Source organism: Candidatus Didemnitutus sp. (assembly GCA_019634575.1).
GTDB lineage: Bacteria > Verrucomicrobiota > Verrucomicrobiia > Opitutales > Opitutaceae > Didemnitutus.
This window is the reverse complement of record JAHCAY010000001.1, coordinates 350,064-368,212: the sequence shown is the minus strand read 5'-3', so window position 1 is coordinate 368,212 and position 18,149 is coordinate 350,064. Positions and strand designations below refer to the sequence as shown.

Annotated in this window: 17 protein-coding genes; 10 read left to right on the top strand and 7 right to left on the bottom strand. The window is 66.2% G+C overall.

Features of this window, described 5'->3' with window-relative positions; translation table 11 throughout:
• Positions 1 to 2: 2 nt before the first annotated feature.
• The 5 genes from KF715_01540 to maf are packed head-to-tail and all read right to left on the bottom strand — an operon-like array spanning position 3 to position 3,252.
• Positions 3 to 431, bottom strand: a complete 429-nt coding sequence (locus KF715_01540) for a type II toxin-antitoxin system VapC family toxin (protein MBX3735347.1) — start codon at positions 429 to 431, stop codon at positions 3 to 5.
• An 8-nt stretch (positions 432 to 439) separates the two neighbouring features.
• The gene (locus KF715_01535; GenBank protein MBX3735346.1) at positions 440 to 760 is read right to left on the bottom strand and encodes a type II toxin-antitoxin system prevent-host-death family antitoxin; all 321 of its coding nucleotides are present in this window, start codon (positions 758 to 760) and stop codon (positions 440 to 442) included.
• 14 nt (positions 761 to 774) lie between these two features.
• Positions 775 to 1,641, bottom strand: coding sequence for an RNA pseudouridine synthase (locus KF715_01530; GenBank protein MBX3735345.1), 867 nt, complete (start codon positions 1,639 to 1,641; stop codon positions 775 to 777).
• A complete protein-coding gene (locus tag KF715_01525) occupies positions 1,533 to 2,657 on the bottom strand; it encodes a hypothetical protein (protein MBX3735344.1) in 1,125 nt (374 codons plus the stop codon). The genes KF715_01530 and KF715_01525 overlap by 109 nt, the downstream gene beginning before the upstream one ends.
• Positions 2,658 to 2,670: 13 nt before the next feature.
• Positions 2,671 to 3,252, bottom strand: coding sequence for a septum formation protein Maf (gene maf / locus KF715_01520; GenBank protein MBX3735343.1), 582 nt, complete (start codon positions 3,250 to 3,252; stop codon positions 2,671 to 2,673).
• A 78-nt stretch (positions 3,253 to 3,330) separates the two neighbouring features.
• On the opposite strand from maf, the gene KF715_01515 reads away from it, so the two are divergent.
• The 5 genes from KF715_01515 (at position 3,331) to KF715_01495 (ending at position 11,436) form a co-directional block, all read left to right on the top strand.
• A complete protein-coding gene (locus KF715_01515) occupies positions 3,331 to 4,980 on the top strand; it encodes an NAD+ synthase (protein ID MBX3735342.1) in 1,650 nt (549 codons plus the stop codon).
• A gap of 53 nt (positions 4,981 to 5,033) precedes the next feature.
• A complete protein-coding gene (gene hemL / locus KF715_01510) occupies positions 5,034 to 6,311 on the top strand; it encodes a glutamate-1-semialdehyde 2,1-aminomutase (protein ID MBX3735341.1) in 1,278 nt (425 codons plus the stop codon).
• A 34-nt stretch (positions 6,312 to 6,345) separates the two neighbouring features.
• Positions 6,346 to 8,130 carry a hypothetical protein gene (locus KF715_01505; protein ID MBX3735340.1) on the top strand — a complete coding sequence of 595 codons (1,785 nt, stop codon included), beginning with the start codon at positions 6,346 to 6,348 and terminating at the stop codon, positions 8,128 to 8,130.
• A 35-nt stretch (positions 8,131 to 8,165) separates the two neighbouring features.
• Positions 8,166 to 10,472, top strand: coding sequence for a hypothetical protein (locus KF715_01500; GenBank protein ID MBX3735339.1), 2,307 nt, complete (start codon positions 8,166 to 8,168; stop codon positions 10,470 to 10,472).
• Positions 10,473 to 10,602: 130 nt separating this feature from the next.
• On the top strand, positions 10,603 to 11,436 hold the full coding sequence (locus KF715_01495) for a hypothetical protein (GenBank protein MBX3735338.1): 834 nt from the start codon (positions 10,603 to 10,605) through the stop codon (positions 11,434 to 11,436).
• 10 nt (positions 11,437 to 11,446) lie between these two features.
• On the opposite strand, the gene KF715_01490 is transcribed toward KF715_01495, so the two are convergent.
• Both KF715_01490 and KF715_01485 read right to left on the bottom strand, forming a co-directional pair.
• Positions 11,447 to 12,448 carry a tyrosine recombinase XerC gene (locus KF715_01490; GenBank protein ID MBX3735337.1) on the bottom strand — a complete coding sequence of 334 codons (1,002 nt, stop codon included), beginning with the start codon at positions 12,446 to 12,448 and terminating at the stop codon, positions 11,447 to 11,449.
• A complete protein-coding gene (locus KF715_01485; protein MBX3735336.1) occupies positions 12,397 to 13,065 on the bottom strand; it encodes a MazG family protein in 669 nt (222 codons plus the stop codon). Before KF715_01485 ends, KF715_01490 begins: the two co-directional genes overlap by 52 nt.
• 89 nt (positions 13,066 to 13,154) lie before the next feature.
• On the opposite strand from KF715_01485, the gene trpC reads away from it, so the two are divergent.
• The 5 genes from trpC to KF715_01460 all read left to right on the top strand — a co-directional run bounded on the left by trpC (position 13,155) and on the right by KF715_01460 (position 18,145).
• Positions 13,155 to 13,952: an indole-3-glycerol phosphate synthase TrpC gene (gene trpC / locus KF715_01480; GenBank protein MBX3735335.1), complete on the top strand. Its 798-nt coding sequence runs from the start codon at positions 13,155 to 13,157 to the stop codon at positions 13,950 to 13,952.
• The gene (locus tag KF715_01475; protein ID MBX3735334.1) at positions 13,949 to 14,374 is read left to right on the top strand and encodes a DUF5069 domain-containing protein; all 426 of its coding nucleotides are present in this window, start codon (positions 13,949 to 13,951) and stop codon (positions 14,372 to 14,374) included. Before trpC ends, KF715_01475 begins: the two co-directional genes overlap by 4 nt.
• 3 nt (positions 14,375 to 14,377) lie before the next feature.
• The gene (rsmA, locus tag KF715_01470; GenBank protein ID MBX3735333.1) at positions 14,378 to 15,202 is read left to right on the top strand and encodes a ribosomal RNA small subunit methyltransferase A; all 825 of its coding nucleotides are present in this window, start codon (positions 14,378 to 14,380) and stop codon (positions 15,200 to 15,202) included.
• A 62-nt stretch (positions 15,203 to 15,264) separates the two neighbouring features.
• Positions 15,265 to 16,008, top strand: coding sequence for a hypothetical protein (locus KF715_01465; GenBank protein ID MBX3735332.1), 744 nt, complete (start codon positions 15,265 to 15,267; stop codon positions 16,006 to 16,008).
• 34 nt (positions 16,009 to 16,042) lie between these two features.
• Positions 16,043 to 18,145 (top strand): S9 family peptidase, encoded by a 2,103-nt coding sequence (locus KF715_01460; GenBank protein MBX3735331.1) that lies wholly within the window; start codon positions 16,043 to 16,045, stop codon positions 18,143 to 18,145.
• Positions 18,146 to 18,149 lie beyond the last annotated feature (4 nt).

The following is an 18,149-nucleotide window of genomic DNA, read 5'->3' as shown; positions in this document are numbered from 1 at the left end:
CGCTAGGGGCTCTCCAAGGTGAATCCGAGGTGCTGCGCCGCGGTGCGCATTTGTTTATCCGTGGTCACCAATGCACCCGCGCCGCTCTCCTCGAAGCTCGCGAGGTGGAGCGCATCGAGTGTTTTCATGGGTGCAACGGGATGACACGCTAACATTATTTGCGATGCGCGAGCCAGCACGTGGTGGTTGAGCGGGACGAGATGGAAATAGCCCAAGCTCCACTTCATGCGAAAGCGGCTCAACGCCCCCGTCCGAATTTCCTCCGTCCGCTTCTTTTCTCGCTCGAGTCGCAGGAGGGCCGATTGAAACTCGAGCATAGCGAGCCGCGATGAACACAATTGTTGTCCTGCAACCAAGGCAGCGATCGCCTCGCTCTCCGGTTCGCGCACGTGGAGCTTCAGCAGCACAGACGTATCCAGATACAACAACACGGCCAAAATCAAACGTCCCGCTCTGCTCGAATGGCTGACGTTGAATCGGACAAAAGCGGCATCGACCTCAGCCAGGCCATGTCGGGCTCGAACGCCTTTACCTGTGGTTTGGGCTTGTAGCGCGACAACGTAGCCTTCGGCACGCCGTCGCTTGTAATGATAATTTCTTCGCCGCGAGCCGCGCGTTCCAAAAGAGCCGACAATTGATCCTTGGCCATACGCACACTCACTTCGTGAGGCTCAGTCGCGTAGGAAGAGGCCGGTTCAGCAACGCCCGTTTGCCGAGATTTCTTTTTTGCGCGCATGTGGCCATGCGTGGCCACATACATATCCGAGTCAACGTTCAATATCTTTGCTCAAACTCCGCCGGCAGTGGCGCGTGCGCCTTGAAGTGGTGCGTTGCGCCGGCGAATTCGTAACTGAAACTCGTCTCAAGCGAGTGGAGGAACAGGCGCTTCTCGCCCGTGGCCTTTGCGAAGGCGCGGTTCAGACCGAAGTCGCCGTAGGTCTGGTCGCCGACGATCGGCAGGTGGCGCTTGGCGCATTGCACGCGGAGCTGATGGCTGCGTCCGGTATGCGGCTCGAGTTTGATCAGCGACGTCGAGAACGCTCCTTGCTGGTGCCGCACGAAGCTGAATTGCGTCACGGCGGGTATGTGGCCGGCGCTCACGCTCGTGCGCACCTGGCCGCCCTTCTTTTGGACCGCGAGCAGATCGCGCCAGAGTTGAACCCGTTCCGAGGGTTTGCCGAAAACGAGCGCGTGGTAGACCTTGCGGATTTGTTTCCGCGCGAACTGCTCCTTGATCGCCCGCGCCAGCGCGGCCTCCGCCGCGACGAGAATTACTCCCGAGGTCGCACCATCGAGGCGGTTCAGGAGCCAGACGCGCCGCTCCACTCCCGCTTCGTCGGTCCAGATCCAGCTCTCCGCCGCTTCGTCGTAGCGGCAGGTCAGCAGCGAGCGCGGTTCGTCGGCGCGCGAGTTGGGATGCGACAGCACGCCGGCGGGCTTGTCGAACGCCGCGAGGCTATTGGCGTCGTGCGCGCACAACTTGACGCCGAACCCGAGCGGGATGGCCGACCAAAACTCTGCCCCGACGGCGCTCACCAGTAATAGAAACTGAACGTGATCGTCTGCTGTTTGCCGAGCACGGCGATCATCTGGTCGGTCCACTTGCGGTAGGGCTGGCGCATCGTCAGTGCGTTCGTGCATGCGTAGGTGCCCTGCTTGCCGGCGGTCTCCTCGGTGTTCACCACGGAGACTTCGCCTTCGGCATTGAGCGTGAAGGTCACGAAGACATGCGTGCCGGACTTCGGCGCGATGCGCGATTCGTCGAGGATCGAATACCACGACGCCTGCACGATCTCGACGAACTCCTGCATGTATTCGCCGTATTCGCTCCAACGCGCGTCGATGCCGAGGATGCCGATGTTTTGCACGCCGGCCAAACGGTTCTGCAGCACGTTCGGGCGCGCTTGGGTGAGTCGCGGGCGGGCCTTCGGCTTCGGGCGTTGTTCCTGGACGTCGGGGCTCTCGGTGAGGCCGCCGGTCGCGCTCTTGCCGTTCTTTGCGCCTTCCTGGAACTGCGCGGCATTGTTCGAGGGCGACTGGCTCTGCGAAATGTTGCTGCCGACGCCGTCCTCCGACTTGCCGTCGATTTTTTCGGTGCCTTGCAAGGGGATCTGCTCGGCGCGGGCCTGCTGGGCGGCTTGAGGCGTGGCGTTCTCCAGCGCGTTTTGCATGGCGGTCACCGCGGCGCCGTCCTGCGGGCGCGCCATGTCGCCGGAGACGATGGCGGAGTCGTTCTTGATGTCGTCTCGCCCCTTGATGCTCGGGCGGTTCTCCGGATCGGTCTCGGTCGGCTTCTCCTGCTGCGCCGACTGCTGGTTGCGGTTCGAGTAATTGTTCGTCTTGTCCGGCGTGTTTTCGGGCGCGTCCGGGTTCGTTTCGACGAACTTGAAGGGGTCGGGCTGCTTCGGCTGCGGCTCGGGTTGCGCGAGCTCGAAGTTGAACTCCTTGCCGCGGTTCGCCTTCGCGACCCAATCGAGGTTCGAGTGCGAGCCGGCGAACTTCTCGACCGGGAACAGCGGCGCGAGGCACAGCAGCAGGACGTGGAAGAGCAGCGTGCAGAGCAGGCCGATCGCGATCGAGCGATTCGAGGGCGCCTGGACCGGCGAGCTGGGCTCGGGCGCGGTGTCGGGACGCAGAGGATTGGTCGAGGTTACCACTTTCGGGGCGGATTCAGCGCATCAGACCCGCGCGAGTCAAAAGTGTTCTCGTTTCTTCGACGGGAAGGCCGACAATGTTCGTGAGCGACCCGGTATATGACGCGACGATCAGGTCGCCGTGCTCTTGGATCGCGTAACCACCGGCCTTGTCGAGGGTATGGACGCATTCGAGGTAGCGCGAAATGGTCGGCTCATCGAGGGCTTTGAACGTCACGCGGCTTTCCACGATCTCGTCGACGCGCAGACCGTCCGCGCCACCCCACAGCGCCAGCCCGGTGAAAACCGAATGCGTGCGTCCGCTCAACCGCCGCAACATCGCGCGCGCCTCGGCGGGATCGGCGGGCTTGTTCAGCACATGGTTGTCGATACAGACTGTCGTGTCGGCGCCGAGGACGACGGCGTCCGGATGGCGCGCGCTCACCCACTCGGCCTTGAGGGCGGCGTTGTGCAGCACCAAGTGCCGCGGGTCGGCATCCGGAGCCTCGTGCTCGGTCACGGCGGCCGTGACGATCTCGAAGGGCACGGCAAGCTGGCCGAGGAGTTCGCGGCGGCGGGGCGAGGCGGAGGCAAGGATGAGGCGCGGCACGCGGCACAGTTGGCAGGGAAATCGCCGTCCGGCTAGCGGGAAGTAGCTGTTGCCAGCCGCCCGCCCGGTGCCCACGTTTCCGGCGACATGCGGATCGGACTGGCTCAGATCAACACCATCGTCGGCGACCTCGCGGGCAACCAGACACGCATCCTCGACGCCTACCGCCGCCTCGTCGCCGACGGCGCGGAGATCGTCGTCTTTCCCGAACTCGCCGTTTGCGGCTACCCGCCGCGCGACCTGCTTTTCCGGCGCCGGTTTATCGCGGACGTCGAACGCGCCACTGCCGAACTCGCGGCGCAAATCGGCCCTGTGCCGGCGTTGATCGGTTTCGTGGCGGCCAACCCCACTCGCGAAGGCCGGCCGGCTTTCAACGCAGCCGCTTTCTGTCACCATGGCACCATTCGTCGCGTGGCGCACAAATGTCTCCTGCCGACTTACGACGTCTTCGATGAGGACCGCTATTTCGAACCGGCACGCGAACCGGCAACCATCGAATTCGGCGGCCGCCGCATTGGTCTCACCATTTGCGAGGATATCTGGGCGAACGATCTCGGGAGCGCCCACCGCCGCTACCATCTCGACCCGATTCGCTCGCACGCCGCCGCGCAGGTCGACCTCATGATCAATCTGTCGGCGAGTCCCTGGCACTTGGCGAAAAACGCCGTGCGCCTCGAGCTCATCGCCGCTGCCGCGCGCACTTGCGGTTGTCCGATCGTCTATTGCAACTCGGTCGGCGGAAATGATGAGCTTGTTTTCGAGGGACGCAGCGTGGTCGTCGATGCCGTGGGGCGCCCGCTGGCTGGGCTCGCTGCCTTTCAGGAAGAGCTGCGCGTGGTGGACGTCGCCGCCGCAACGCCCGCCGTCGCGGCGCTGCATCCGACTTACGCCCAGGATGAGCTCGCGGACATGTTCGACGGCCTCGTGCTCGGCGTGAAGGACTACGCGCGCAAAACGGGCTTCCGACGTGCGCTGGTAGGGCTCTCGGGCGGCATCGACTCGGCGGTCGTGGCGGTGTTGGCCGTTGCTGCGCTGGGCGCGGAGAACGTCACTGGCATCAGCTTGCCCTCCGCGATTTCGAGTGCGCACTCGCGCGACGACGCCGCTGCGCTCGCGCGCCACCTCGGGATCGCGTTTCATACGATCTCCATCGCCGACACCGTTGCCGCCGCCGATGCCGCGCTCGCTCCGCAATTCGCCGGTCACGCCCCTAGCGTCGCCGAGGAGAACATCCAGGCGCGCGCGCGCGGCCTGTTGCTCATGGCGATGTCGAACAAGTTCAACTCGCTCCTCCTCACCACCGGCAACAAGAGCGAGCTGGCTGTCGGCTATTGCACACTCTACGGCGACATGTGCGGTGGACTCGCCGTCATCTCGGATGTGTTCAAGACGCAGGTCTACGCACTCTCCCGCTGGATCAACCGCGAGCGTGAGATCATTCCGCAGAACACGATCGACAAGGCGCCGAGCGCCGAGCTGCGCCCGAACCAGACCGACCAGGAAAGCCTGCCGCCCTACGATCAACTCGACGCCATCCTCCGCGGCTACGTCGAGGAAGGCCTGTCGCGCGCCGACCTCGTTGCGCAGGGCTTCCCTCAAGCGGTGGTGCACGACGTCGTCCGCAAAGTCGACCTCAGCGAATACAAGCGCAAGCAAGCCGCCCCCGGCCTGAAAATCACGCCCCTCGCCTTCGGCGTCGGCCGCCGCATCCCGATCGTGCAAAAATACGTGAGCTGAATTCCGCAGAAAACGCGCGGCTCCGATTCATCCCCATCGCTAACCTTTTCCCGATGACCAGTTCCGAACAACTCTTTGAACGCGCCAAACAGCTCATCCCCGGCGGCGTGAACTCCCCTGTCCGCGCCTTCCGCTCCGTCGGCGGCGCGCCGTTCTTCACCCGCTCCGCGCAGGGTGCCACGCTCACGACGGCGGACGGCCGCGAGTTGATCGACTTCGTCTGCACCTGGGGCCCCGCGATCCACGGCCACAACCACCCGCGCATCAAGGCCGCCATCGCCGACGCACTCGAGCGCGGCACCTCGTTTGGCACGCCCAATCCGCTCGAAGTCGAAATGGCTGAGCTGATCGTGAAGTTCTTCCCGTCGATCGAGAAGGTCCGCATGTGCTCCAGCGGCACGGAGGCCACGATGTCCGCCATCCGGCTCGCCCGCGGCTTCACCAAGCGCGACAAGATCGTGAAGTTCGCCGGCTGCTATCACGGCCACAGTGATTCCCTGCTGGTCGCCGCCGGTTCCGGCGCCCTCACGCACGGCCATCCCGACAGCGCCGGCGTGCCCGCGGCCTTTGCGCGTGAGACGATCGTCCTCCCCTACAACGACGCCCCCGCCCTCCAAGCTGCGTTCGCCGCCAATCCCGGCCAGATCGCGTGTGTGATCCTCGAACCCTACATCGGCAACGTCGGCTTCATCAAACCGGACGCGGGCTACCTGCAATCCGTCCGCCAACTCACCGCCGCGCACGGCACCGTGTTGATCTTCGACGAAGTCATGACGGGCTTCCGCCTCGCCCGCGGCGGCGTGCAGGAACTCGAGAAAATCACGCCCGACCTCACGACGCTCGGAAAAATCATCGGCGGCGGTCTCCCCGTCGGGGCCTTCGGCGGCCGCGCCGAGATCATGGATTATCTCGCGCCGCTCGGTCCCGTTTATCAGGCCGGCACTCTCAGCGGCAACCCGCTCGCGATGGCCGCCGGCATCATGTCGCTGCGCATGCTCGACGAGTTGAATCCTTACGCACGCCTCGACGCGCTCGGTCGCCAGGTGGTCGCCGCCGCGAAATCCGCAGCGTCCGCCAAAGGCATCCCGCTCCAAGCCCCGCAAGTCGGCTCGATGTTCAGCCTGTTCTTCACGCCGACGCCCGTGCGCGACATGCCCACGGCGCTGAAGTCCGACGCGAAGCTCTTCGGGCGGTTCTTCCACGCCTGCCTCGACGGCGGCGTCTACCTGCCGCCGAGCGCCTACGAAGCGTGGTTCCTCAGCACCGCCCACGAAGGGAATGCCATCGCTCGTGCTTGCGAAACCATAGCGAAGGCCATTACGTCGCTCTAAGAAACGGCCCTTCGTGCCGTTTACCTAGAGCACCATGCGATTTTTCTCCCTCCACGCCCTCGCTGCCGCATTGCTCATCGGCGTCGCGGCGCAGGCGCAGCCGGCGAACGCTCCGGTGCTCCCGCTCTCGGAGTTGCAGCCCGGCATGAAGGGCGAGGTCTGGACCGTTTTCCGCGGCACGCAATCCGAGCCGTTTGCCGTCCAAGTCACCGGCGTCCTCCAAAACGCCCTCGGCCCCGGCAAAAGCCTCATCCTCTGCGAACTCACCGACCCACGCGTCCAACCCATGGGCGCCGTCGCCGGCATGAGCGGCAGCCCGCTCTACATCGACGGCAAGCTCGTCGGCGTGCTCTCCTATCAAATCCAGCGTTTCGAGACCGTCCGTTACGCCGGTTTCACGCCCATCGCGGACATGCTCGAAGTCAGTGCGCTCCCCGCGAGCCTGCCCGCGCCCGCGACGACCCTGCCGATCCCGGTCAACGGCTCGCGCGCGCGCGAAGGTCGCACCGCGCCGCGCGCCGGCGGCAGCACGGATTTCCAGCCGTTCCGCCCCGTCTTCTCGCTCGGCGGCATTGCGCCGCAAGTCGCGGAAGTCATGGCCCCGCAATTCGAGGCCATCGGCCTCAACGCCGTCGCGCTCGGCGGCAACCTCGGCTCGGCCGCCGAGGAAACGCCGACCGCCCCCGCTGCGAATCTCAAACCTGGCGGTGTCGTCGCCGCCGCGCTCGCCGTGGGCGACGTCTCGATGGCCGCCAGCGGCACGGTTTCGCACATCGACGGCACGCACGTGCTGGCGTTCGGTCATCCGCTCATGACGCTCGGCGCCACCGAGGTGCCGATGGCGGAGGCCGAGATCGTCACGATTCTCCCGAGTTCGCTCAACTCCGTCAAAGTCGCCAACACCGGCCGCGTGATCGGCTCGTTTTCGCAGGACCGCCTGTCCGGCATCTACGGCGAGGTCGGCCGCATGCCGCACCTCGTGCCGGTCGAGATCAGCCTGCCCGCGCGCCTCAATCGCAAGAGCCTCCACTTCTCGGTCGTGCAACACGAGATGCTGTTGCCCACCATCGCCGCCACCGGCCTCACCCAGGCCGTGCTCGGCTCCAACGAGGCCGGTCTCACGCGCGGCTTCCGCCTCCGCGCCACCGTCGAATACGCCGGACGCGAGCCGCTCGAATTCAGCCGCCTCTATCCCGGCCCGCAGGGTTTCGCGCAAGGCGTCGGCGAGTTCACGCAGAATCTCCAGCAGTGGCTCTTCAATCCCTACGAGCGCACTTTCCCGGGAAAAATCCGCTTTGCCGTCGAGGAAACCGCCGAGACGCCCGTCGGCTACCTCGAACTCTTCCAAGTCTCCCGCACGACCGCCTCCGCCGGCGACGCGCTGACCGCCACGATCAGCTGGCGCGGTTTTCAGTCGGAAAAATCCACCGAGACCGTCCGCATTCCTGTGCCGCCCGAGTGGACCGGCAAGGACCTCGACATCGTCCTCATGAACGGCGGCCGGCTCGACGAACTCACCGGTCGCCCGCGCACGCTGAACGTCAGCCAGCTCCGCTCCTTCGACGAATACCTCGACGTGCTGCGCGACGCCCGCGACAGCGATGGACTCTATCTCGCCGTCGTCGAACGCACCGAGCTCTTCACCGACAACACCGCGACCACCGTCGAATTGCCCGGCTCCTTCGAGCGCATCGCGCGTTCCGCCGACGCCGCGCGCTACCAGCGTCGCGAGGCCGCGCTCCCGCTCTGGGAAGAGCATCTCCTGCCCGGCCGCCTCTTCAACGCCTCCGTGCGCCGCCCGCTCAAGGTCACGGATTGAGCCGCGCCCGCCGATCCGCGGACTCTCGATTTCTCATGCGCCTTACCGCTCTCCTTGCGTTCGCCGCCCTCGCGTCGACGCTCGCTGCCGATCCGCTCTCCAAGCAACTCGAGATCGACTTCTTCCGCGAAGTCCCGGCTCGCAACATCAAGGGCCTCGCCGTCCGTTCCGACGGACGCCTGCTCGTCGGACCCACCGTGCGCGAACTGCCCGGCGCGATTCCCGCCGACCTGCTCTGGACCTTCGTGCGCGCCGGCGACGACAAAGCCTGGCTCATCGGCACCGGCCCGGAAGGCAAAGTCTTCCGCGTGAACACCGATGTGCGCACCGACTACCAGCCCGAGCTCGCCGTCGATCTCGACGCCACGCACGTCTTCGCGCTGTGCGCGCTCGACGGCGACGCGTTCCTTGCGGGCACTTCGCCGCAAGGCACGCTGAATCTCGTGCGCGGCGGCAAACTCATCGCGTCGGTCGCGCTGCCCGCCGATTCGGTTTTCGCCATCACGCTCCTGCCCAAGGACCCCACGACCGCCCTCGTCGCCACCGGCAATCCCGGACGCATTTACCGCGTCGACCTCGCCAAATTCGCCGCCACCGGCGAGGCCAAGGGCAAGCTTGCCGCCAGCGAACTCGCGAAGCACGGCATCACGACCTTCGGCGAAATGCGCGACCGCAACGTCCGCTCCCTTCTCGCGCTCCCCGACGGCCGCGTCATCGCCGGCTCGGCGCCGAAAGGCAACGTCTACGCCTTCCCCTCCGCCGCCAGCTCGAGCGCCGGAGCCTCGGCCAAGCCGGCCGCGCCGCTCCTGCTGCTCGAGAACCGCGAAGCCGAGACCACCGACCTCCTCGCCGACGGCGACGGCTCGTTCTACGCCGCCATCACCTTCTCCGGCGCGACCGGCGAAGCGCGCCTGAATCGCACGCCCGCGCCATCCGGCGCCGCGAAACAGGAACCGCCCGCGGACGACACTGCCGACGCGCCGCGCGCCGAAAAATTCACCGGCCGCGCCCAGCTCGTCTATTTTCCCGCCGGCGGTTTGCCCGAGACGGTCGTCGCGCGTTCCGGTGCCGCGTTCTACCGCCTGACATGGCACGATGACGCCGCGAATCGCTGGATTCTGATCAGCGGCGGCGAGCAGGGCGAACTGCTCGCCTACGCCCCCGCCGAACGCCGCAGCGTGAATCTCGGCGCCGTCGCCTCGGCGCAAGTGAACGCCATTCTCCCGAGCCACACCGGCACGCGCGGGCTGTTTCACTTGCTGCGCAACAACGCCAGCGGCCTCTCGCAGCTGAACTTCTACGAAACCGCCGACCGCTCGCTCGAAACCCGCAAGCTCGACCTCGGCGCCGCCTCGGAAATCGGCCAGGTGCGCTTCGCCCGACTCGAAGGCGCGGCCGCCGATCGCGTGCGCGTCGCGCTGCGCACGAGCTTCGGCAGCGACGAGCTGGAGGGCTGGACCGACTGGACCGAACTCAAGCCGCTTGACGGCGGCTGGTTCGCGCCGGGCCTGCGCGGTCGCTACATGCAACTGCGCGTGACGTGGCAGTTCCTCCTCGGTGCCGAACCGAACATCGACAAAGCCACGCTCTTCTATCTCCCGCAAAATCGCCGCCCGCAGCTGAACGATTTTCGCATCTTTCCCGCCAACCTCGGGCTCGTGCCCATGCCGGAGCAAACGTCCGTGGCTCCGACCACGACGCTCGGCCAGTTGCTCTTCCCCTCGCCGCGCGACACGAAGGACGACGGCGCGAGCAAACGCAAAGGCGGCCTGCTCAACAGCCCGGTCGTGCCCGCGCCAGGCGCGCAAATCGTCTACTGGACGCTTGCCGATCCGGACGACGACAACCTCGCTGCCACCTTCTCGATCAGTCCCGAAGGCAAGGACGAGTGGACCGACCTCGCGATCAACACCACGGACTCCTTCGTGCAGTTCGACGTCAGCCACCTCCCCGAGGGCCGCTACCGCTCGCGCCTCGCCGTGCGCGAGCAGGCGCCGCGCCCCGAAGCGCAGCGTCTCAGCTACACCTTCGAGACCGATTATCTCACCGTCGACCGCACGCCGCCCGAGATCCTCGCCGCCAAGGCCGAGCACATCGGCGGCGTCTGGCGCATCACGATCGACGGACACGACGCCTTGAGCCTCCTCGAAGGCGCCGAATTCGTGCTCAACAACGGCGCCCACCTCACGCTCGAGCAACCTGCCGACGGCATCCTCGACAGCCGCCGCGAAACCTTCGTCGCCGAGTTCACCGACGCCAAAGCCGCCAATGCGACCTCCGTCGAAATCACGCTCTACGACAAGTCCGGCAACAGCGCCGCCCGCCGCGTCCCGCTGAAGTAGCCGTGTAGCGCAGGCTTCCAGCCTGCAACGAACACCCTTGCCGGCCGGAAGCCTGCGCTACCCGCGCGCCGTCCGCCGCGCGCGGATTTCCCTCCTAATTTGCCCGAAACGCGTTCACGTTCGCGGCGCCATGGCCCTTCTCGGCAAAATCAACCGCCTCCGCATCGTCCGCTTCGCCCCGCCCGGCTACTACCTCGACGGCGGCAGCCACGGCGAAATCCTGCTGCCGAGCCGCTACATCCCCGCCGGCACGACCCCGGGCGACGAGATCGACGTGATGATCTACCGCGACACCGAAGACCGTCTCGTGGCCACGACCGACAAGCCGCTCGCGTGTGCCGGCGAATTCGCCGCACTCCGCGTCGTGAGCCTCACGCCGCGCATCGGCGTGTTTCTCGATTGGGGACTGGAAAAGGACCTGCTCCTGCCGATTCGCGAGATGTCCGGCCCGGTCCAACCCGGCGACAAGGTCGTCGTGCTCGTCATGGTCGACCCGCACACCGACCGCCTCGTCGCCACCGCGCGCTTCAATCGCTTTCTCGACCGCACTCCCGCGCACTACCACGAGGGCGAGTCCGTCCGCCTCCTCGTTGCCAGCCGCAGCCCCATCGGCTACAACATGGTCATCAATCACGCGCACCGCGGCCTGCTTTATCACACCGACGTCCCGAAGCCGCTCGCGATCGGCGACTGGGTCGACGGCTACATCCGCGCGATCCGGCCCGATGGAAAATTTGATCTCGCTCTCGGCAAAGCCGGCTATCGCCGCATCGCCGCGCTCACCGACCAGATCCTCGCCGCACTCGAAGCGAAGGGCGGACAGCTGCCTTACGGCGACAACAGCATTCCGGAGGAAATCCGCGAAGCGTTCGGAGTGAGCAAAAAGGCGTTCAAGCAGGCGATCGGCGCGCTCTACCGCGAACGCAAGATCGTGATCGAACCGAACCGCATCCGACTCGTTTAGCCGCTCGCGCTCAGGCGCGCGGGTGCGCCTTGGCGTAGATTTCCTTCAGCCGCGCGACACTGGTGTGCGTGTAGATCTGCGTCGTCGCCAGATTCGCATGACCGAGGAGTTCCTGCACCGCGCGCAGATCGGCGCCCGAATTCAGGAGGTGCGTCGCAAATGAGTGCCGCAGCTTGTGCGGCGAGAGATCCATCGGCAGATCGGCGACCGCGAGGTAGCGCTTCACGATCAGCTGCACCGCGCGGACCGTCAGGCGATCATGTCGCTCGGTGATCAGCACGGGATGGGTCGGCTTCGGGTCGGGCACGAACTCGTCGCGGAATTTCGTCAGCACTGCCATTGCCACCGCGCCGAGCGGGCAGATGCGTTCCTTGCGGCCCTTGCCGAGCACGCGCGCGCTGCCGGTGCCGAAGTCGATCGCCCCGTAATTGAGCCCCACCACCTCGCTGACGCGCAGTCCGCCGCCGTAAATCAACTCGAGCGCGAGCCGGTCGCGCCAGGCGGTGAACGTGTCGATTTCGTCGCGCTGGAGGAGTTTTTGCGGACCGGCGAGCAGCGTCGCGCTCTGCGTCTCGGTGAGAAATTTCGGCAACGTTTTCTCCAGCTTCGGCAGCGGCACACCGGCGAACGGATTGCGCGGGAGTCGTCCGCGCCGCTGCCAGTAGCGGAAAAACGCGCGCAAACCCGAGACGTGGTTGTGCAGCGTGCGGCGACTGAAACGGCGCTGGCCCTCGATCACGAAGTCCCGCATGTCGCGCGTCGTGAGACCGGCGAGCCCGCGCGCTTGCCAGCGCGCCCCGGTCTGCGTCCAGACGTAGAAATCCTCGAACGCCTGCCGGTAGTTCCGCACCGTGTAGGCCGAATAGCGCCGCTCCTTCGCGAGGAAATCCAGAAACGGCGCGAGCCACTCGGCCACGAGAGCGGCCGGGACCTTCGTTTCGGGCGTGGGCGCCTCCTCGGTCACGATTTGCCTGTGGCGCGCGCCTCGACTTCGCGCGTCACGCGATCGCATTCGCGGCGCAGCGCCATTTCGGGATCGATGCCGCGCGCGCGGCAGGCCGCGGCGATTTCATAGAGCGCGCGGCCGGCTGCTTCCGGCGTGAGTCCGTCCGCGCGGTGGGCGATTGCGGCCGCGTCCACGATGCCGTCCGCCGGCAGCCGCTGCTTGGCGATGCGTTTGTCGATATCCTCGGCGAACATCAACGCCGGCAGACGTGGCGGTAACTTCTTGAAGAGTTGCGACTCCGTCTTCCCCGCCGCGGCTTTCTCCTTGGCCTTGATCCCCTCCCACACGTCGATGACCTGCTCGGAGTTCCCCGCCGTGGCATCGCCGAAGACATGCGGATGACGGCGGATGAGCTTCTCGTTGATCTCGCGCGCCACGTCGTCGAAGTTGAAATCGCCGCGCTCCGCGGCGAGCTGTGCGTGAAAAACGATTTGCAGCAACACGTCGCCCAGCTCCTCGCGCATGTGCGGGATGTCGGCCCGATCGATGGTGTCGAGCAGTTCGCTGCACTCGTCGATCAGGTGGCGGGCGAGGGTTTGGTGGGTTTGCTCGCGATCCCACGGGCAGCCGTCCGGGGCACGGAGGCGGGCCATGGTCTGGCGCAGGTCGTCGATGGCGCTCATGCGCCCACTCTTCGCGTCACAGCGGCGGCGGCAAGAAACTTGTGGTTGCGCTGCCCGGGCGTTCGCCAATCTTGGGCGCTTCTCTCTGCATGGACAAACTCGCCGAAATCATGGCGCACAAACGGCGCGAGATCGCGCCGCTCCTCCGGCCGGTTTTCGAGGAGGAGCTCGCCCGCCTCAACGGCGCCCTGCCGCCGGTGCCGTCCTTCGCGAACGCCCTGCGCCGCGCCGACGGGAAACTGGCCGTCATCGCCGAGATCAAGCGCCGCTCGCCCTCCGCCGGCGCGATCAGCGAAGGCACCAAGGCGATCGATCAGGCCAAGCGCTACCAGGCCGCCCGTGCCAGCGCGCTCTCCGTGCTCACCGACGAGAAGTTTTTCGGCGGACGTATGGCCGACCTCGAGGAGGTCACGCAGTTTTTCCAAACGCAGCCCCCCGCCCTGCCCTGCCTGCGCAAGGACTTCATGGTCCACCCCGTGCAGGTGCTGCAGGCGCGCGAAGCCGGCGCGAGCGCGATCCTCATCATCGTCCGCGCCCTCGACGACTCCGAGATTTCCCAGCTCCACGCCGGTGCGAAGGCCGCGGGCATGAGTGCGCTTTTCGAGATCCACGATGAAAAGGATCTCGAACGTGCCGTGAACCACGGCGCGACCGTCATCGGCGTGAACAACCGCGACCTCGCGATCTTCAAGTGTGACCTCGCGCTCTCGGAGCGGCTCATCCCGCAGTTTCCGAAGGAAACCATCGCCGTCAGCGAGAGCGGCATCTTCACGGCGCGCGATGCCGGTCGCGTCCGCGCCGCCGGCGCCCAGGCCGTGCTCGTGGGCGAGGCGCTGATGCGCGCCGACGACCCGGCCGTGCTGATCCACGAATTTTCCACCGCATGAACACCCCGCAGTTTCCCTCCGACCCACGCGTCGCCGTCGGCGGCCTCTACTACTTCGGCCGCATGGCCGACAAGATCCGCAAGCACGCGCGCGGCGAGTTGCGCGCCGACTTCGTGCCGAACCTCGGTAAAGGCATGGACGCCCGGCTCTGCAGTTTCCTCGGCGTCGATTACGCCGCGCTGTCGCAGTTCGTCCTCACCGGCGCCTCCGACGCCGCCGCCCTCGCCTGGTGCATCAAGCAGGGCCGTCCGCTCAACGACGACCTGATCGTGATCTGGAACGACTTCGTCTCCAAGCGCGGTTGGAACGACGCCGCGACGCCGAACCTGGAGAAGCAAAAGGCCGAGGCCGGACTCGCCGGCCGCGCCGACATCCGGACGATGTTCGAGTTCTGGGCCATCGACGAAGGTCGCCAGAGCTGAGGCATGCCGCTCACGCTCACCGGCACCCGCGAATTGCTCGCCCGCCTCGGCCACTCGCCGAAGCGTTTCCTCGGACAGAATTATCTCATCGACGGCAACATCGTCCGCAAATCCGTCGAACTCGGCGCCGTCGCGCCCGGCGACACCGTGGTCGAGGTCGGACCCGGCCTCGGCACGCTCACCTCGGCGCTGCTCGCCGCCGGCGCGGAGGTCTTCGCCGTGGAAAAGGATGCCACCATGGCCGCGCACCTGCGCGGCACGCTCGCCGTCGAGCATCCCGGCAAGCTGCACCTGATCGAGGAGGACGCGGTCGCGCACCCGATCGCCGGCTTGCCGCCCGAGCGTGCGGCGAACTTCAAGATCGTCGCCAATCTCCCCTACGCCATCTCCACGCCGTGGATGGATGCCGTCCTCGGCGGGCCGTTGCCTCAGCGCATGGTGCTCATGCTCCAGCAGGAGGCGGCCCAGCGCTACGTCGCGCAGCCCGGCACAAAGCAGTTCGGGGCGATCTCGATCTTCATCCAGTCCGCGTTCGCCGCCGACCCCGGACACAAGGTCCCCGCGACCTGCTTTTATCCGGCCCCCGACGTCGAGTCCTACCTGCTCAATCTCGCGCGCCGGCCGGAGCCGTTCATCTTCGCTCCGACGGTGAAGCGCCTCATTCGTGAGTGCTTTCAGCAGCGGCGGAAGCAAATCGGCTCGCTCCTGCGCGGCAAGTTGCCCGATGGCGGCGCGGCGTGGCTCGCCCATCTGCCGGAAGCCGGCCTCGATCCCCGCGCGCGTCCGGAGCAGATTCCCGTGGCACTCTGGCAACGTCTGGGCGTCTAAGGCCGAGGATCGTCTTCGCCCGTGCGTCTCGTGCGCGGCGATCCAACCGAATCCCAACCTTCATGCCTGCGCTTGAAATTCCGCTCCGTGCCCGCACATTCTGCCACCTCGTGGTTTTTCCCCCGTGCATCCGCCGCCTCGCCGCCTTTTGCTTCGGCCTGCTCGCCTTCGCGGCCGCACGCGCCCAAGTAGCGACGCCACCGCCCACTCTCTACGGCGAGGTCAAGGGCACGACCTACGTCGCGCCGGGCGCCCGGTTCCGCATGACCATCCCGGTCTTGCCCGAGCTGGGCGGCCAGATCCGCGACACCGAGAACGTCGTCACCTTCGACGATCCCGTGAGCACGCACGTCAGCATCGCCTGCTTCCCGCTCGATCTGTCGAACAAGTGGGAACTCGAGACGCGCGGCATCCGCGACTACCTGGAGTATTTCTTCAAGGAGTTCGTCTTCCCGGACTTCGCCCAGCGCTTCCCGGGCTCGACCAACGAGGCGAGCCTCTACAGCCCGCAACTGCGCGACGGCGCGTTGTTCGTCTTCTCGCTGCTGCCCGGTGGCTCCGCCTTCGAGGCGCGCTCCAGCGTGCTCGAAGGCCCGGTGAACGGCCCCGCCGTCGCCAAACGCGGCACGCTGCTCTTCGTCCAGAACAACAACATTTTCATTCTCACCGCCGAACTCGCCGAGCGCGTCACGCAACGCTCCGCCTTCCAGAAGACGCCCGAACAGGAGAATGAGATCCTGCGCAGCCGACTCGTCGAGCTGGCCAACCGCATCCAATTGCCCAAGCCCTCCGGCGCCGCCCGTTGAGTCGGCGTGCCCTCGCCCCGATTTTTCTCCACGCATGAAAGTCCCCACCCTCCTCGTCCTGTCCCTTATGCTCGCCGCTCCGCTGTCTGCCCAGTTCGACCTCGCCACGCCCAAGGCGCCCGTCGCCGCGAAGAAGCCGAAGGACGTGACCGTCCACGAGGACAAGCGCATCGACGACTACTTCTGGCTGCGTGAGAAGGAGAACCCCGAGGTCAAAACCTACCTCGAACAGGAAAACGCCTACACCGAATCCGTGCTCGCGCCGGCCAAGGAGCTGCGCGCCGCGCTCTTCAAGGAAATGCGCAGCCGCATCAAGGAGGACGACACCGGCGCCAAGGTCCCCTACCTCGGCTGGCTCTACTACACCCGCACCGAAAAGGATAAGCAGTATCCGATCTTCTGCCGCATCGCGGACAAAGCCGGCGCGACCGAAGAAGTCCTCCTCGACCTGAACAAACTCGGCGAAGGCAAACCCTACGTCGCGGTCGGTCATTACCGCGTCAGCGACGACGGGGCGCGCCTCGCCTACTCCGTCGATTGGACCGGCTACCGCCAATACGAGGTCTTCGTCATGGACCTCGCCACCAAGCAACTCGTCCCGCAGCAAATCGGCCTCGTCTCCGATCTCGAATGGGGCGCCGGCCACGACGTGCTCTACTACGTCACGGAAAACGAGGCGAAACGCTCCGACAAACTCCACCGTTGGACGCTCAGCACCGCGCGCCATGAGTTGCTCCGCACGGAAGACGACGAACTCTTCAACATCGACGTGTCCAAATCGCAGGACGGCCGCTGGCTCTTCAGCACCGCCGAGAGCAAGGTCACTTCCGAGGCGTTCGCGCTCCGCGCCGACGCCGCCACCGGCACCTTCAAATCGCTCCTCCCACGCACCGAGAACGTGAAAGTCTACCCGGAGCACCACGGCGACTATTTCTACTTCGTCACCAATCGCGACGCCAAGAACTACAAGGTCGTCCGCGCCCCCGAATCGCACAGCGCACAGACCGAGGACGTCATCCCGCACAACGCCGCGGTGAAGATCGAGACGCTCACGCCCTTCGCGCGCTACATGGTGATCGAGGAGCGCGAGAACGGTCTCCCGCATTTCCGCGCGTTCAATTTCGCCACCGGCAAATCCTCGCGCCTCGAGATGCCCGAGGCCGCCTACGAAATCTCGCCCGCCTCCAACTGGAATTACAACACCGACGAGTTCCGCTTCGAATACCAGTCGATGTTGCGCCCGCGCTCCACTTTCGCCGCCAACCTCGCCACCGGCGAACGCACGCTCGTGAAGCAGCAGGAGGTGCTCGGCGGCTTCGACCCGAGCCACTACCGCGCCGAGCGCGTCTGGGCCACCATGCGCGACGGCGTCAAAGTGCCGCTCTCGATTGTCTACCGCGCCGACCTCGACCGCACGAAGCCGCAGCCGTTCTGGCTCTACGGCTATGGTTCCTACGGCATCAGCATGCCGATCACCTTCAGCGCCAACCGCCTCAGCCTCCTCGATCGCGGCGTCATTTTCGCCATCGCCCACATCCGCGGCGGCGGCGAACTCGGCGAGGAGTGGCGCGAAGCCGGCCGCATGGAGAAGAAGATGACCACGTTCAACGACTTCGTGGACTGTGCGCAATGGCTCGTCGACGAGAAGTGGACCACGCCGCAGCAACTCGTCACCTCCGGCGGCAGCGCCGGCGGCCTCCTCATGGGCGCCGTGCTCAATCAGCGGCCCGACCTCTTCCGCGCCGCGCTTGTCGTCGTGCCGTTCGTCGACGTCCTCAACACCATGCTCGACGCGTCGCTCCCGCTCACCACCGAGGAATACGTCGAGTGGGGCAACCCGAACATCCGCGAACAATACCTCTGGATGCGCGCCTACAGCCCCTACGACAACCTCAAGCCCGCCTCCTACCCGAACGTCCTCGTCAACGTCTCGTTCTACGACAGCCAGGTCCCGTATTGGGAAGGAGCCAAATACCTCGCGAAGCTCCGCACGCTCGACCACGCGAAAGGCAACGCCACGCTCCTCCACACCAACTTCGGTGCCGGACACGGCGGCGCTTCCGGCCGTTACGACGCCCTGCACGACACCGCGCGCGACTACGCGTTCTTCCTGAGCGCCCTCGGGGTGACGAAGTGACTTT

Coding starts and splice junctions, on each gene's coding strand:
- trpC (MBX3735335.1), top strand. CDS start 13,155: ATGGACAAACTCGCCGAAATCATGGCGCACAAACGGCGCGAGATCGCG.
- KF715_01460 (MBX3735331.1), top strand. CDS start 16,043: ATGAAAGTCCCCACCCTCCTCGTCCTGTCCCTTATGCTCGCCGCTCCG.
- rsmA (MBX3735333.1), top strand. CDS start 14,378: ATGCCGCTCACGCTCACCGGCACCCGCGAATTGCTCGCCCGCCTCGGC.
- KF715_01475 (MBX3735334.1), top strand. CDS start 13,949: ATGAACACCCCGCAGTTTCCCTCCGACCCACGCGTCGCCGTCGGCGGC.
- KF715_01465 (MBX3735332.1), top strand. CDS start 15,265: ATGCCTGCGCTTGAAATTCCGCTCCGTGCCCGCACATTCTGCCACCTC.
- KF715_01495 (MBX3735338.1), top strand. CDS start 10,603: ATGGCCCTTCTCGGCAAAATCAACCGCCTCCGCATCGTCCGCTTCGCC.
- KF715_01535 (MBX3735346.1), bottom strand. CDS start 760: ATGTATGTGGCCACGCATGGCCACATGCGCGCAAAAAAGAAATCTCGG.
- KF715_01505 (MBX3735340.1), top strand. CDS start 6,346: ATGCGATTTTTCTCCCTCCACGCCCTCGCTGCCGCATTGCTCATCGGC.
- KF715_01530 (MBX3735345.1), bottom strand. CDS start 1,641: ATGCACGAACGCACTGACGATGCGCCAGCCCTACCGCAAGTGGACCGA.
- hemL (MBX3735341.1), top strand. CDS start 5,034: ATGACCAGTTCCGAACAACTCTTTGAACGCGCCAAACAGCTCATCCCC.
- KF715_01515 (MBX3735342.1), top strand. CDS start 3,331: ATGCGGATCGGACTGGCTCAGATCAACACCATCGTCGGCGACCTCGCG.
- KF715_01485 (MBX3735336.1), bottom strand. CDS start 13,065: ATGAGCGCCATCGACGACCTGCGCCAGACCATGGCCCGCCTCCGTGCC.
- KF715_01500 (MBX3735339.1), top strand. CDS start 8,166: ATGCGCCTTACCGCTCTCCTTGCGTTCGCCGCCCTCGCGTCGACGCTC.
- KF715_01490 (MBX3735337.1), bottom strand. CDS start 12,448: ATGCGATCGCGTGACGCGCGAAGTCGAGGCGCGCGCCACAGGCAAATC.